The sequence below is a fragment of the Lysinibacillus sp. FJAT-14745 genome, from assembly GCF_001275675.1.
Classification (GTDB): Bacteria; Bacillota; Bacilli; order Bacillales_A; family Planococcaceae; genus Lysinibacillus.
The window spans coordinates 349653-362719 of record NZ_LITM01000009.1 but is presented as its reverse complement, the minus strand read 5'-3'; the positions used below and the strand labels follow the sequence as shown (position 1 = coordinate 362719).

General features: G+C 35.7%; 14 protein-coding genes, 1 tRNA gene and 1 pseudogene. 15 read left to right on the top strand and 1 reads right to left on the bottom strand.

Going from position 1 to position 13067, the window contains the following annotated elements; all coding sequences use genetic code 11:
* Positions 1-47 precede the first annotated feature (47 nt).
* The 8 genes from AMS59_RS16950 to AMS59_RS16920 all read left to right on the top strand — a co-directional run bounded on the left by AMS59_RS16950 (position 48) and on the right by AMS59_RS16920 (position 6358).
* Entirely contained in the window at positions 48-500 is a 453-nt protein-coding gene (locus AMS59_RS16950) for a MarR family winged helix-turn-helix transcriptional regulator (protein ID WP_053484913.1), read from the top strand.
* Positions 501-510: 10 nt separating this feature from the next.
* A complete protein-coding gene (racE, locus tag AMS59_RS16945; RefSeq protein ID WP_053484912.1) occupies positions 511-1308 on the top strand; it encodes a glutamate racemase in 798 nt (265 codons plus the stop codon).
* A gap of 133 nt (positions 1309-1441) precedes the next feature.
* Positions 1442-2191, top strand: coding sequence for a ribonuclease PH (rph, locus tag AMS59_RS16940; protein WP_053484911.1), 750 nt, complete (start codon positions 1442-1444; stop codon positions 2189-2191).
* Between the two features lies 1 nt (position 2192).
* Positions 2193-2786 (top strand): XTP/dITP diphosphatase, encoded by a 594-nt coding sequence (locus tag AMS59_RS16935; protein ID WP_053484910.1) that lies wholly within the window; start codon positions 2193-2195, stop codon positions 2784-2786.
* A 12-nt stretch (positions 2787-2798) separates the two neighbouring features.
* Positions 2799-3302, top strand: coding sequence for a metallophosphoesterase (locus tag AMS59_RS16930; protein WP_053484909.1), 504 nt, complete (start codon positions 2799-2801; stop codon positions 3300-3302).
* Between the two features lie 244 nt (positions 3303-3546).
* Positions 3547-5007, top strand: coding sequence for a YdiU family protein (locus tag AMS59_RS16925; protein ID WP_053484908.1), 1461 nt, complete (start codon positions 3547-3549; stop codon positions 5005-5007).
* A gap of 416 nt (positions 5008-5423) precedes the next feature.
* A complete protein-coding gene (locus AMS59_RS24455) occupies positions 5424-5597 on the top strand; it encodes a DUF2639 domain-containing protein (RefSeq protein ID WP_199777776.1) in 174 nt (57 codons plus the stop codon).
* Positions 5598-5656: 59 nt separating this feature from the next.
* On the top strand, positions 5657-6358 hold the full coding sequence (locus AMS59_RS16920) for a YqjF family protein (RefSeq protein ID WP_053484907.1): 702 nt from the start codon (positions 5657-5659) through the stop codon (positions 6356-6358).
* Positions 6359-6506: 148 nt separating this feature from the next.
* On the opposite strand, the gene AMS59_RS16915 is transcribed toward AMS59_RS16920, so the two are convergent.
* Complete coding sequence (locus AMS59_RS16915) at positions 6507-6725, bottom strand: SDR family NAD(P)-dependent oxidoreductase (protein ID WP_234007834.1); 219 nt, start codon at positions 6723-6725, stop codon at positions 6507-6509.
* Between the two features lie 137 nt (positions 6726-6862).
* Here AMS59_RS16915 and AMS59_RS16910 point away from each other — a divergent pair.
* The 7 genes and pseudogenes from AMS59_RS16910 (at position 6863) to AMS59_RS16880 (ending at position 12192) form a co-directional block, all read left to right on the top strand.
* A tRNA-Arg gene (locus AMS59_RS16910) sits at positions 6863-6936 on the top strand.
* A gap of 190 nt (positions 6937-7126) precedes the next feature.
* The gene (locus AMS59_RS16905) at positions 7127-7360 is read left to right on the top strand and encodes a hypothetical protein (RefSeq protein ID WP_234007833.1); all 234 of its coding nucleotides are present in this window, start codon (positions 7127-7129) and stop codon (positions 7358-7360) included.
* A gap of 105 nt (positions 7361-7465) precedes the next feature.
* Positions 7466-7600 (top strand): annotated as a pseudogene (locus tag AMS59_RS16900) (GNAT family N-acetyltransferase); the annotation flags it as partial.
* Between the two features lie 28 nt (positions 7601-7628).
* Complete coding sequence (locus tag AMS59_RS16895) at positions 7629-8384, top strand: hypothetical protein (protein WP_053484903.1); 756 nt, start codon at positions 7629-7631, stop codon at positions 8382-8384.
* 696 nt (positions 8385-9080) lie between these two features.
* Positions 9081-9479 carry a hypothetical protein gene (locus tag AMS59_RS16890; protein WP_053484902.1) on the top strand — a complete coding sequence of 133 codons (399 nt, stop codon included), beginning with the start codon at positions 9081-9083 and terminating at the stop codon, positions 9477-9479.
* Between the two features lie 50 nt (positions 9480-9529).
* Positions 9530-10294 carry a hypothetical protein gene (locus tag AMS59_RS16885; RefSeq protein WP_053484901.1) on the top strand — a complete coding sequence of 255 codons (765 nt, stop codon included), beginning with the start codon at positions 9530-9532 and terminating at the stop codon, positions 10292-10294.
* Between the two features lie 845 nt (positions 10295-11139).
* Complete coding sequence (locus AMS59_RS16880; RefSeq protein WP_053484900.1) at positions 11140-12192, top strand: zinc-dependent alcohol dehydrogenase family protein; 1053 nt, start codon at positions 11140-11142, stop codon at positions 12190-12192.
* Positions 12193-13067: the final 875 nt, after the last annotated feature.

Here is a 13067-nt window from a genome sequence, read left to right as displayed (position 1 = left end):
CGACAAAATAGAACTATTCAACGTATTTTTAGGAGTGAAATAGTTATATGTCGGATGAAGTAACAAAGCACTCACCTGAAACCGTTGCAACGGTTGAAAAGGAATTACGCTATATAGCGGCGATTGTGAAGCAAAAAGGAAGAGAGATTGTTTCACAATATGCGATTACGCCGCCACAATTTGTTGCATTACAGTGGTTAGAAGAGCTTGGAGATATAACAATTGGCGACCTGTCAAATCGATTATACTTAGCTTTTAGTACAACAACAGATCTAGTGGACCGAATGGAGAAAAATGAATTAGTCAAGCGAGTACGTGACGAAAATGATCGTCGTGTCGTTGTTGTTCATCTTCTCGAGAAGGGCGAACGTATTATTCAAGAGGTTATTGAAAAAAGACAGCAATATTTGCAAGAGAAGCTTGTTGGTTTTAACGAACAAGAAGTCGCGCAATTATCAAGCTATTTAGAAAAACTACATGTACACATGAAACAGGATTGAGGCGGAAAGTATGAATGCCCCGATAGGCGTTATTGACTCAGGAGTAGGCGGTTTAACCGTAGCAAAAGAAATAATGAAGCTATTACCAAACGAAACAATCTATTATATTGGTGATACAGCAAGATGTCCATATGGTCCAAGAAGTCGTCAGGAAGTACGAAATTTCACTTGGCAAATGGCTAAAGCACTAGAGAAAATGAATATCAAAATGCTCGTCATTGCTTGTAATACAGCGACTGCAGTAGCACTCGAAAGTTTACAAAGAAATATGCCTTTTCCGGTACTAGGCGTTATTAATGCTGGCGCACGTGCAGCTGTAAAGAAAACGAAGCGACATGAAGTCGTTGTGCTTGCAACAGAAGGAACAATTAAAAGTGGGGCGTATGAGGAAGCCTTATTATCACTAAATACGTCAACTCATATTATTCCACTTGCTTGTCCTACATTCGTACCACTTGTAGAAAGTGGCGAATATAAAGGTGAATTTGCAAATAAATTAATTGCGGAAGGCTTAAAACCGTTAAAAAATGAACAATTTGATACGGTCATACTAGGATGTACGCACTATCCAATTTTGCAAAAACAAATTGAAGCTGTTGTAGGAGAAGAAGTTTTTGTGCTATCTTCCGCTGAGGAAACAGCAAAGGATGTTCAAGAAATGCTTGCGTATAATGGCACTTTGGCTGACCCAGACGCTGTTCCTGCTCATAAATTTTATGCAACTGGTTCTGTTCCAATTTTCCGTTCGATTGCTGAAAGTTGGCTTGAGCAAGGTACTCTTCATATAAAACGTATTACATTAAAATAAAAAATCAGCTTAGCTAGTGGGCTAGGCTGATTTTTGCCGTTTTTAGCATTGTACATAAGGGACCGAGCACTTTTTTGAAGGTGAAAATTATGTTAAGATGAGTGCGCGAAAGATTTTAGGAGGAACGAAAAATATGACAAGATTTGATGGAAGAAATGTAGATGAGCTACGTCCTGTGAAAATAGATAGTGAGTATCTATTGCACCCAGAAGGCTCAGTGTTAATTCAAGTAGGTAATACGAAAGTAATTTGTACAGCAACGATAGAAGATAAGGTTCCTGGGTTTTTACGTGGACAAGGCAAAGGGTGGATCACTGCAGAATACTCGATGCTACCTCGTGCAACAGCACAGCGTACAGCACGTGAATCATCTCGTGGCAAAGTCAATGGCCGCACAATGGAAATTCAACGATTAATCGGTCGTGCATTACGTGCTGTCGTTGATTTAGAAGCACTTGGTGAGCGTACTGTGTGGATCGACTGTGATGTGATTCAGGCAGACGGAGGAACACGTACAGCTTCAATAACAGGAGCATTTGTAGCGATGACACAGGCAATTGCTAAGCTTGCAGAAGAAAAACAATTAGCAAAATTCCCGGTGACAGACTATTTAGCTGCAACGAGTGTTGGTATTGTAGAGGATCATGGGGCAATTTTAGATTTAAACTACGTTGAAGATGTCGCTGCTGCTGTAGATATGAATATCGTCATGACAGGAGCAGGACGATTTGTTGAGCTACAAGGGACAGGTGAAGAAGCAACCTTTTCTCGTGAAGAGTTAAATGAACTACTGGCGTTAGGTGAAGATGGCATTCAACAATTGATTGCACTTCAAAAAGAGACACTAGGTGAAATGGCGAACAAAGTGGGAGGAAATGAATAACATGAAACAAGTAGTAATTGCAACGAAAAACAAAGGAAAAGCAAAAGATTTCGAAGCATTATTTGGTCCACTTGGCTATGAAGTAGTAACGATGTTTGATGTTGCCCCAGAGATGGAAATAGAAGAAACAGGCACTACTTTTGAGGAAAATGCAATCTTAAAGGCAGAAGCATTGGCAAAAGAGCTAAACACAATTGTTATTGCTGATGATAGTGGCTTAGCTGTGGATGCATTAAATGGTGAACCTGGTGTTTATTCTGCACGTTATGCTGGTGATCATGATGATGAAGCAAACATGGTTAAGTTGTTAGAAAACCTAAAAAATGTCGAAGATGAAAAGCGTACAGCACGCTTCTGCTGTTGCATCGCTATTGCAGGACCTGGTTTTGAAACGACAACAGTTTTTGGTACTTGTGAAGGTGTCATTGCACACGAAAAACGTGGCACAAACGGATTTGGTTATGATCCAGTCTTCTTTGTCCCAAGCTTAAACCGGATGATGGCAGAGCTAACAGCCGATGAAAAGGGAGCAATTTCCCACCGCGGGAATGCAATTCGTAAGTTGAAGGAACAATTGCCAAGTCTTATAAAATAAGAGGTGATATCCATGCAAATACTGGTCATGAGTGATACACATGGCGATAGTAATGTGATTGAAAAAGTTCGTAGCTTTTACCCAAATGTCGATGCTTTGATTCATTGTGGAGATAGTGAGCTTCCTTTCTCACATAAAGCACTGGATGGCATGAAGAAAGTACGAGGAAATTGTGACATCGATCAAGCCTTTCCTGATGAAGCAGTATTCGATTTAGAGGACGTAACAGTCTTTGCAGCACATGGCCATTTATTCAATGTTAAAACTTCAATCTTATCATTATCATATCGTGCCAAAGAGGTAGACGCACAAATTGTGTGCTTTGGTCACTCTCATATTCTTGGGGCGGAAATGATTGATGATGTGTTATTTTTAAATCCGGGGAGTTTATTAAAACCACGTGGCCGTAAAGAAAAAAGCTTTGCCCTTGTAGAAGTTGAAAATACGTATTTTGAAGTAAAGTTTTTTACAGATGATAATAACTGTATTTCCACTCACAAGTTTATGCGAAAATGATGTAACAAAAACGCTTAGGTTTTAGAAACTCTAAGCGTTTTTTGTTTTATGTAAATTAGAAAATTTAATGGTTCATCACACATATGTCGTGTAGCTAATAGGAGTGGACGACGTCAGGAAAGAGGCTAGTCGGAAAGGAAATTAACCTTACGTTATGATGATGAGCCGACTAAATGGTAAAAATGGCTATGAATTGTTTATGATGAAGAAGAAAAAATAACTGTAAACGAATAAAGGAGAAAACATGGACACTACAATAGGATGGAATTTTGATAATAGCTATACCCACTTACCAAGCATTTTTTATACATCAATCAATTTAAATCCAGTTCGTTCACCAAAGTTAATCATGTTAAATGAATCAGTTGCCAATGCACTAGGATTAAACGTCGATGCTTTGCAAAGCGAGGAAGCGGTAGCAATTTTTGCAGGTAACAACAATCCGACTGGTGGCATGCCCATTGCCCAAGCTTACGCAGGGCATCAATTTGGCCACTTTAATATGCTTGGAGACGGCAGAGCACTGTTATTAGGTGAACAACTAACACCAACTCATGAACGCTTGGATATCGCACTAAAAGGCTCAGGAAGAACGCCTTATTCCCGTGGCGGAGATGGCAGAGCAACACTTGGTCCAATGCTACGAGAATATATTATTAGTGAAGCCATGTTTGCACTAGGCATTCCAACCTCTCGAAGTTTAGCTGTCGTCACTACAGGCGAAATTGTCCTCCGCGAAACCGAGCTTCCTGGTGCAGTTTTAACGCGTATTGCAAGCAGTCATTTACGAGTTGGGACTTTCCAATATGCAGCGAACTTTGGATCTGAGGAGGAGCTAAAAGCTTTGGCGGATTATGCTTTGGAACGTCACTTTCCTAATGCTGATGTAGCTCAAAATCGTTATCTGACACTTCTACAGGAAGTTATCAAGAAACAAGCATCTCTTATTGCAAAATGGCAGCTAGTTGGTTTTATTCATGGCGTCATGAACACAGATAATATGACCATTAGTGGTGAAACGATTGATTATGGTCCTTGCGCCTTTATGGATACGTATGATCCAGCGACAGTATTTAGCTCTATTGATCGACAAGGCCGTTATGCATACGGTAACCAGCCTAATATCGGAGGATGGAATTTAACACGACTGGCTGAATCATTAATACCGTTAATCCATGAAAATCAGGAAGATGCGATACATTTAGCTCAAGAGACTTTAAAGCAATATCCTGAGCTGTATTATGTAAACTGGCTAGCAGGTATGCGAGCAAAGCTTGGAATATTCAACGAAGAAGATCAGGACATGGCACTTATTGAAGAGCTTCTAAAATTAATGCAGCAACATCAAGCAGACTATACGAATACATTTATCGCATTAACCTTCGATAAATTTGATGAATCAACGTTATTTAGTACAAAAGAATTTAAAGAATGGCATAAAAATTGGCTTGCAAGACTAGAAAGACAGCAGGAAACAAAAGACATGTCTCAACAATTAATGCGCGATCATAATCCAGCAGTAATTCCACGAAATCACCGTGTAGAAGAAGCATTAGAGGCTGCTGTTGAACAGGAAGACTATAGCGTAATGGAGCGATTACTGGATGCTCTTGCTCATCCTTTTGCACATTGTAAGGAGCAGCAGGAATATGCTACATTGCCAACACCATCTAATCAACCATATCGTACTTTTTGTGGCACATGAGTTAAAAACGAGGGATATATTCCTTCGTTTTTTGTTGTTCAAAAACTATTTTGTTTAATGAAATTAAGGTGTCATATTAAAGCGAGACAGGCGAGACCCTGCACGGAGCGAATGTTTTCCGCGCGAAAGCGTAGTGCTAACGTAGCGGCAGCAGCGTAAGCGAAGGAAGCGGCTCGACGCTCGCCCACAGGAAGCTCTGCTCTGTGCGAAAGCGAAGCGTCAGCAACAAAGCGAGTAGCCTGGAACGGAAATCACCCTTTAAAGAGCCACAACATTCACCAAAAATTCTTTGACCATTTTGTTTGTTTTTCAAAATTAAGAAAACGAAGGATAATTTCTTCGTTTTTTATTTTTGAAAAAAATGTCACTACATAAATTCCTGAGCATACGCTATGTATGAATAGTAGAGAAGGAGAATGTGTAAAGTGCATAAGTATTCAAAAGGTTGGTTTGTGAAGCAACTTCGAGATCATGGTATTTTGGTGCATCCACAATATAAAAGTCATTTAGGCAATTATAAAGAATCCGAACTGCGCAATTTATATTACCGATATGTTGAAAAAGAAACGTTCGATTCAGAACAAAAATAGTCATTTGTTTGAATAACTCCTTTGTAGGAAAGAATTTTACTACAGAAGGGAGTTATTTTATGTGGAGCAAACCGTGGATTATGACACAAATATGGCAAGATGTATTGTTTCTACATTGGCCAATATCACCAAAGGATTTAGAGCAGTACATTCCGCAAGAGTTGCAACTGGATCTCTATGAAAATAACGCTTGGCTTAGTGTTGTCCTTTTTAAAGTCAAAGGACAACGCCTGAGATTTCTACCACCATTCCCTGGGATGGATTCCTATGTACAGCTTAATGTCCGCACATATGTTACATATAACGGCATGAAAGGTATCTATTTTTTTAACTTAGATGTTACGAATCGTTTTATTGTACAAATAGCTACAAAGGGCAGTCTATCATATCGCCATTCAAAAATATCTTTAAAACAAAGAGGTAACAATTTTTCTTTTACAAGTTTATATCATGGAGCACTAGATGAGAGGTTGGAAATTTCATATCAACCGACTGCCAGTGAAATAAGTAGTTCTACCTTTGATAAATGGTTAGTGGAACGTTATCATTCTTGGTCAAAATGGAAGAGTTCACTATTTCGCATTGATATAGAACATATGCCATGGCGGCTACAACGAGTTCATATTAACATTGAAAGTAACACTCTAGCTCCATTTGTGAAGGAATCTATACAAGGCATTCAACCTATTGCTCATTATTCGAAGAGTAAACAAGCTAGAATTTATTCACCAAAAGTAGAAACCGGATTCAAAAAAGCTTAGTGAATCTGGTTTACTTTTGTTCGTTGATTGCATAGTAGTTTTACTTATTCTTCATACATCATTTTCTTTGTCATCCCACCATCAACTGTTAGATTAATGCCTGTGACGAAATTATTTGTTTGAACCATATCATTCCATTCATCCAATGTTACGTCATAAAAGATTTATGTTGAAATTTCCCTGCATTATTTATTAAAATATGAATAGTACCAAAATGATCACCCTCTTTTTGCATTACAGAAACGATGTCCTGTTCTTTCGTAACATCTGTTTGAACAAAAAGAACAGAATAACCTTGCGCAAGTAAATCTTTTTCTAATTGCTGCCCTAATATACGATGACTACAAAGTAAAGATGAGGAGGGCATAATGGGGTACATGAAATCATATAATATTAATATGAGGCAAACCTTGCCTTCATAGTAAAATTAATGTTGACATTATGATATAAAGCGCATATAATAAATATTGTCCTTGATATGGACTGCATAAAAATTAACATCATGTCTCAGTAGCTCAGCAGGATAGAGCAACGGCCTTCTAAGCCGTCGGTCGGGGGTTCGAATCCCTCCTGGGACGTCTAAAAACAGGGTTTAAGGCCTTGGGTATAAGGGTTTGAGAGAAATTAGGGATTCGGTCAGGGCTTCGGTCCGGGGCATTGAATCTCTTTTTTCGTTCCTCAAATATTTATGAGATTCCGAAATCATCTTCCAATCAAAATTTTGAATGGAGGTTTTTTTTATGACTTTTTATGACAAAAGAGTCTGGATTGTTTGAAGTAGATATTGATTTAGCTTTATTAAAGCTTGAGTCAGAAATATCGGTTGAATCTAAAAAAGAAGCATCAAAAAAGATTGATGATGCGGTTGAAATTGTGATTAAACAAATGAAATCTAGTGACTATCGACCTCGCACCATAATAGATTATGAAACGATTGTGGGAAACTTTAAGAAAGACCAAGCTATAACTTATGTTCAACAATCGGACCATTTAATGGAGTAACTTCTCGTTAAAATGATGGAAAATTTAAATAATTATGATAAGTTAAAGGGTGGGATTGTAGAGTAAGAAATTTTTGAGAGAGAGATAATAGGTAGGGGATGTTTTATGATATCAGAATTAGATAAAGCCGAATTTAGTAAATGTAGAAAATTGTTAAATGAACAAGGGCAATTAGAAGCAATAGCGGTTGTTGAAAATATAAATCCGGGTCGTATCTTTGTAGATGATATTAATAACCCTGCGTGAAGCGAAAGGAATGCTAAGAATTATGAAATTATTTGAAGCTATTTATCCGTTACTTAACGAAGGACATAAGAAAGAAGTGGAACAACTTTTATCTGACTATCAAAAACTTGAAACTCATGATTTTATTAAGAAGCAAAGGAGATTTATCAACCGTACCGAAACAGAAGAGTTTTATATTGACAACCAAAATAATAATATGGAAATACATACACTCATCTACTATTTGTTTATGATTAGGTATATTGAAACAACGGATTGGAGCGGTGAAAAATATCCTGGTCAAATAAAAAGATTTTTGCATTCTCGACTAAAACAATATGGATATTCTAATATAAAATTAAACGATAAAGCTGTAAAAAGGAAATTGCAACATAATCAAGTTAAAAGAGGGGAATATATTCCGTTATTATTGAATTGTTATGACAATCAAGTTAGGCAGCTTGGTTTGAAAATAGCAATTTTTGACAATGGTTTTGATGAATATAATATTGCTCTAGTACCGATGGATTTGTTTATGAAATTGGAGAATGAAGTGACCGATTGCGAGGTTACAGATACTATCATTTGGAGTTTGCATATTTTGCAAATTAGCGAAAAAAGATCCGATGCTATGCATTTGTTGCGAAAAAAATTAGGCATACCTTTATTAGAGGTTAAAAACTTTATATCAACACTTCCGATATGTGTAGGGACAGGTTTAAAACGTGAATTAATAGAACTAAAATTAGAGTATGAACAAGCTAACTGTATTATGTTACTGGAAGAATTCAGTGAATAATATGATTAAAAGCTGCTATGTTTCCAAATTGGAATAACCATGAAAAAGTTATATTTTTTAGTATAGTGAAGTACCTTATACGAAAATTAAACAACTATATTTTACCCCGTCCTAAATTAGAACGGGGTTATGCTTGTTTTAGGTTTAAAATTAAATACTTTTTCCGGAACAAGCATAAATGTATATCCATAATCGCTGGTTGAATGATCTACTCTATTAAAAGCAAAGAACAAAAAATATAAAATTAAAATTGTATATAAAATGGTGCCTGTATTGGTGGGAGTGAAGAATCAACATTCAAAGGGCTTGCTTTGCAATGTTTTACATATGGCACGATTGTAGAGCAGACAGATAGAAAATAATTAAACTTTTTTATAATACCGAAACTTAAATCTGCTGGATAAGAATCCATTTTGATCAATCTTTTTTCAAAATGGATTCTTTTTCTATGCCGAATCTATTCTAGAATAACAATAAAGACCAAGATTGCTTAATTGCCGTCTGGGTTTTTAATAATTACTTATAAATCTATATAAAAACAGTAAAATTTTTACTATTATCTGTGGTTATATGATTTAATAAAGAGGTACATAAATTTAATGATGAATTGAATTTTTTATACATATTGTTGATTATGTCTTATTTCCATGGCATTTTTTTAAAAGAATAAAAAATGAATCAAGGATGTGAAGTGTGATGTTGAAAAACAAAATTATTTCAGCTGTTATTACATTAATTCTAGGAATATTTATTATTCCATTATTTATTGAATATACATATAGCATTTCATATGGAATTTATGGTACTGCATTTACTGCACCTGCCATGCTTGTAGCTGTAGTGGTATCAGTGGTGATTGAAAAATACAGTAAAAATAAAAATGTTGTATTTATGTATATTAAACACTTAATTTGTGCATTAATTTTTTCAATACTATTTAGTTTAGCTAATATTGATATTTTTAAAGATACTTTTTACCTAACTTCCTCAATAGGTAGTATTTATATAACAATATTTGTGATTATTGGTTATTTATTAAAATACTTAAGTGAAAATCGGAACAATTTATTGAAAAAACGAAGCTTTTTGGCCTAGGAACCATTTATTAGATTGTTTTTCTGAAAAGCTGAGCGAGGGGGATAATAATGAAGAAATTTTTTATTGTGTTACTAGCAGCATTCGTATTTGCAGTAGTAAATCCAACAAAATCAGAAGCAAAAGTGATGTATGATGGAGCAGAAGTTGTAAAAGAGCAAACAGGAAAAATGACCTTTAAAAAAGACATCAAGGTGTACAAGAAAAATCCAGATGGTACGTTTGATTCTTTAGTGGTTAAGCGAAATAACTTCTTTAGAACGTATGATATTGAAAAATATGATAAAAAAATATTCTATCAAATGGGGCAATACCGCGTACAAGCAACGGATTTGGTAGTTTTCAAAGAAGTACCAATAAAAATTCGTTCATCTTTTTATAACAAACCAACTTATATTGTTATTACTCGCGATGGTATTAATGATGGCTTATATTACGGATCTCACTTCAAACTAGAAGGACCATGGGGTTTTAATTTCAAGGATACAAATAATGGACAACTACTACAGTATTGCGAAAGTGGTGATGGTAGTGAGGAATTTTGTTACGAGTATCCTGGTACAGACCTTAAAATCGCTGAGACAATATCGAGAGAAAGAGGTGTACGTTATGAACTAACAAAAGATGAAGAGGGGAAGGGCGTTCCATTAAAAGAATCTAAAACTGAAAGAATTATGAAAAAGGGAAGTACTGTTTTTTCAAGGTATGATCATGAAATTAATGGTTATATATATGTAACCGATGACTTAGAAGGAAGACACGATAATGATGTTTATCTTCCAATGAATTCACTAAAGCCAGTTAAAGATAAGTAATAGATTAGAACTTATATTATGCCCTCTTATTTGTTTGATAAGGGGGCTATTTTTTATGATTGGTTGACATGCGGATAGAATGTTTGTCGATGTCTTGGGCATAGCTGAATCAACCATAAAAGACCACTCCATGATGGGGGGTCTTAAAAGCAAGGTAAACAAAAGGTAAACATTACTGCCGTTAACCTTTGTTGTATCAGCATTCTAGTATGTCCTCCTGGGACGTATCAATGTTCAAATAGAATAAGTTTGAACCAACTGAAAAGCGCTTGAATCCTTTATTATCAAGGGTTTGAGGAGCTTTTCTTTTTTGAGAATACGTTAGAAAAGGATAGAAAATAAAAAGTTTCTACACAAACAAAAGTGGTACAAAGGCGCTACTTGTCTGTTCTGTTTCGAACTCCCCTGATTTTTTTGAGACATGAGGATGGTAGTACTTTAATAAAGAAAATAATTCGATTAACAGTAATGAATGGAAAATAACGGAAATTATATGAATGCCGATTGTATTCCCACTCGAACACCTTGTATCTTTGCAATAAATTTTCGGCTGTTTTCTAAAGATTGATGTTATTGAACTTACTAGCTAATAGTTTGTTGTTTTAGGATATTGTAAGGCTCAATGTGAGTGAAGAGAGATATCGCTACAAGAATATTTAGATCTGGTTGCTGCATCAGTAAGTCTATGAATAAATGAAAGTAACATAAAACTTGGTAAACTATTCTCTTTGATTTCACAATGGACATAATGTAAAAAAAAATACTCTCTTATTTTAACTATATGAGAGATGACATAAATTTCTGATTTTTGTTAAAGTAAAGAAAACATAAAAGGCGGGGATTTTATGAGAGCACTTGTCTTAGAAGAAATCGGCAAGCCGTTAGTTGTTAGAAATATGCCAGATCCAACCAACACAGCAGATGGAGTAATTGTTCGTGTTGAAGCTAACGGAGTTTGCAGAAGTGATTGGCACAGCTGGTTAGGGCATTGGAATTGGCTTGGAGTTGAGACTCCTCTTCCTCATATAATGGGACACGAGTTTTGTGGTGTTATAGAAGATGTTGGGAAAGACGTTACAAGATTCAAGAAAGGTGACAGAGTAATTGTTCCTTTTACTCAAGGTGATGGCACATGTCCTATGTGTCAAGCTGGACACCATAATGTTTGCGATAACATTACGTTACCTGGTATCACCATGTGGGGTGGATACGGAAAATTTGTTCATATCCCTAATGCTGATACCAATCTAGTAATTTTACCGGAAAATATTGACTTTATCGAGGCAGCTGGTATAGGATGTCGATTCATGACTGCATTTCACGGGGTTACTGATCAAGCACAAGTAAGACCGGGTGAATGGGTTGCTGTCCATGGTTGTGGGGGTGTTGGCCTTTCTGCAATTCAAATTATTACAGCCCTAGGAGCACACGCTATAGCAGTTGATATTAATGATGAAAAATTAGCTTTTGCAAAGAAATTAGGTGCTGTAGCCACAGTCAATTCCAAAAAAGAAAATGCTGCTGAGTTAATTAAAGAATTAACAAAAGGCGGGGCACACGTGTCAGTGGATGCTCTTGGAATAACTGAAACTTGTCAATCAGCTATAAATAGTTTAGCTAAAAGAGGACGCCATTTACAAATAGGATTAACGACCAGTAATGAAAAAGGAATGATCCCTGTTCCTATTGATCTTATGGTCATTAATGAAATACAGATTGTTGGCTCTTATGGTATGCAAGCACCGAAATTTCCTCAAATGTTACGAATGATTGAAAATGGGATTTTAAGTCCTAAAGATTTAGTAACTCAAACAATATCTATAGAAGAAGCGGGAAGTGTAATTGAATCTATGGGGACTTATGCAAATATGGGTGTTACGGTTGTTAATAAGTGGTGAATGTAAAAGAGATATACCTTAACTAGCTCAGACTGTAGACAATCTCGATTAAATAATGGATTTGGCTACAGTCTTTTAGCTTATGATAGTAAAAATATCTTTTATACAATGTTTGTAAAAAAAGTATTTTTATAATGATCTATATGTACGGTTTAAGGATTTTTTTAATGACTTCATCTAAGCTTTACCCAACATTTAACCACTGCTATATTAGTGCTATTGGTTTTTATATTCTTCCGAGTGGCTTCATGGTCATTCTATCTGCAAAAAATGAAAAAAGTCTTCGCAAAAATGCAATTACTCTACCTTTCTATACAATTCTTCTTGTGTTTGTATCTTCATTGTTTTTTCAGCTGCTATCATTACACCAGGTTTAGAAAATGGGGATTTATCTCTGTTACATTTAGCAATAAAAACATTTGATCCGTGGATTATAGAAATTATTGGTGCAGCTAGATTAACACAAAATCTTTATAAAGTGATTGTTCCAAAAGCATCAGATAAACAACATTTATTATTTGTTTCGAAGACTCTCATTTTATTAAAACTAGTGTTGAGTTACTATTTACTGTCTCCGATGTTATAGCAATAGCGCTTTCAAATATTATGTCCTATAGTCTCATTATTCAGTTAGCTCCTACCCATTTTTTAGTCTATTGAATAAGAATTATGTAAACAGGTATGGTACATTTGCCGGTATTGTTGTTGGAGAGGTGGTTGTATTGTATATGAATTTAGCAGGAGTTACGATATCTCAATTACTTCCATCTGCACCTCAATGGATAAAGAATATTAATGGCAGGCGTGTTGATTAGGAAAAAATAAGTTTATTATTGAGCGATAAAAGGATTTTTTCGTTACCACTTTGCCAATAT

Coding starts and splice junctions, on each gene's coding strand:
- AMS59_RS16950 (WP_053484913.1), top strand. CDS start 48: ATGTCGGATGAAGTAACAAAGCACTCACCTGAAACCGTTGCAACGGTT.
- racE (WP_053484912.1), top strand. CDS start 511: ATGAATGCCCCGATAGGCGTTATTGACTCAGGAGTAGGCGGTTTAACC.
- rph (WP_053484911.1), top strand. CDS start 1,442: ATGACAAGATTTGATGGAAGAAATGTAGATGAGCTACGTCCTGTGAAA.
- AMS59_RS16935 (WP_053484910.1), top strand. CDS start 2,193: ATGAAACAAGTAGTAATTGCAACGAAAAACAAAGGAAAAGCAAAAGAT.
- AMS59_RS16930 (WP_053484909.1), top strand. CDS start 2,799: ATGCAAATACTGGTCATGAGTGATACACATGGCGATAGTAATGTGATT.
- AMS59_RS16925 (WP_053484908.1), top strand. CDS start 3,547: ATGGACACTACAATAGGATGGAATTTTGATAATAGCTATACCCACTTA.
- AMS59_RS24455 (WP_199777776.1), top strand. CDS start 5,424: ATGTGTAAAGTGCATAAGTATTCAAAAGGTTGGTTTGTGAAGCAACTT.
- AMS59_RS16920 (WP_053484907.1), top strand. CDS start 5,657: ATGTGGAGCAAACCGTGGATTATGACACAAATATGGCAAGATGTATTG.
- AMS59_RS16915 (WP_234007834.1), bottom strand. CDS start 6,725: ATGCCCTCCTCATCTTTACTTTGTAGTCATCGTATATTAGGGCAGCAA.
- AMS59_RS16895 (WP_053484903.1), top strand. CDS start 7,629: ATGAAATTATTTGAAGCTATTTATCCGTTACTTAACGAAGGACATAAG.
- AMS59_RS16890 (WP_053484902.1), top strand. CDS start 9,081: ATGTTGAAAAACAAAATTATTTCAGCTGTTATTACATTAATTCTAGGA.
- AMS59_RS16885 (WP_053484901.1), top strand. CDS start 9,530: ATGAAGAAATTTTTTATTGTGTTACTAGCAGCATTCGTATTTGCAGTA.
- AMS59_RS16880 (WP_053484900.1), top strand. CDS start 11,140: ATGAGAGCACTTGTCTTAGAAGAAATCGGCAAGCCGTTAGTTGTTAGA.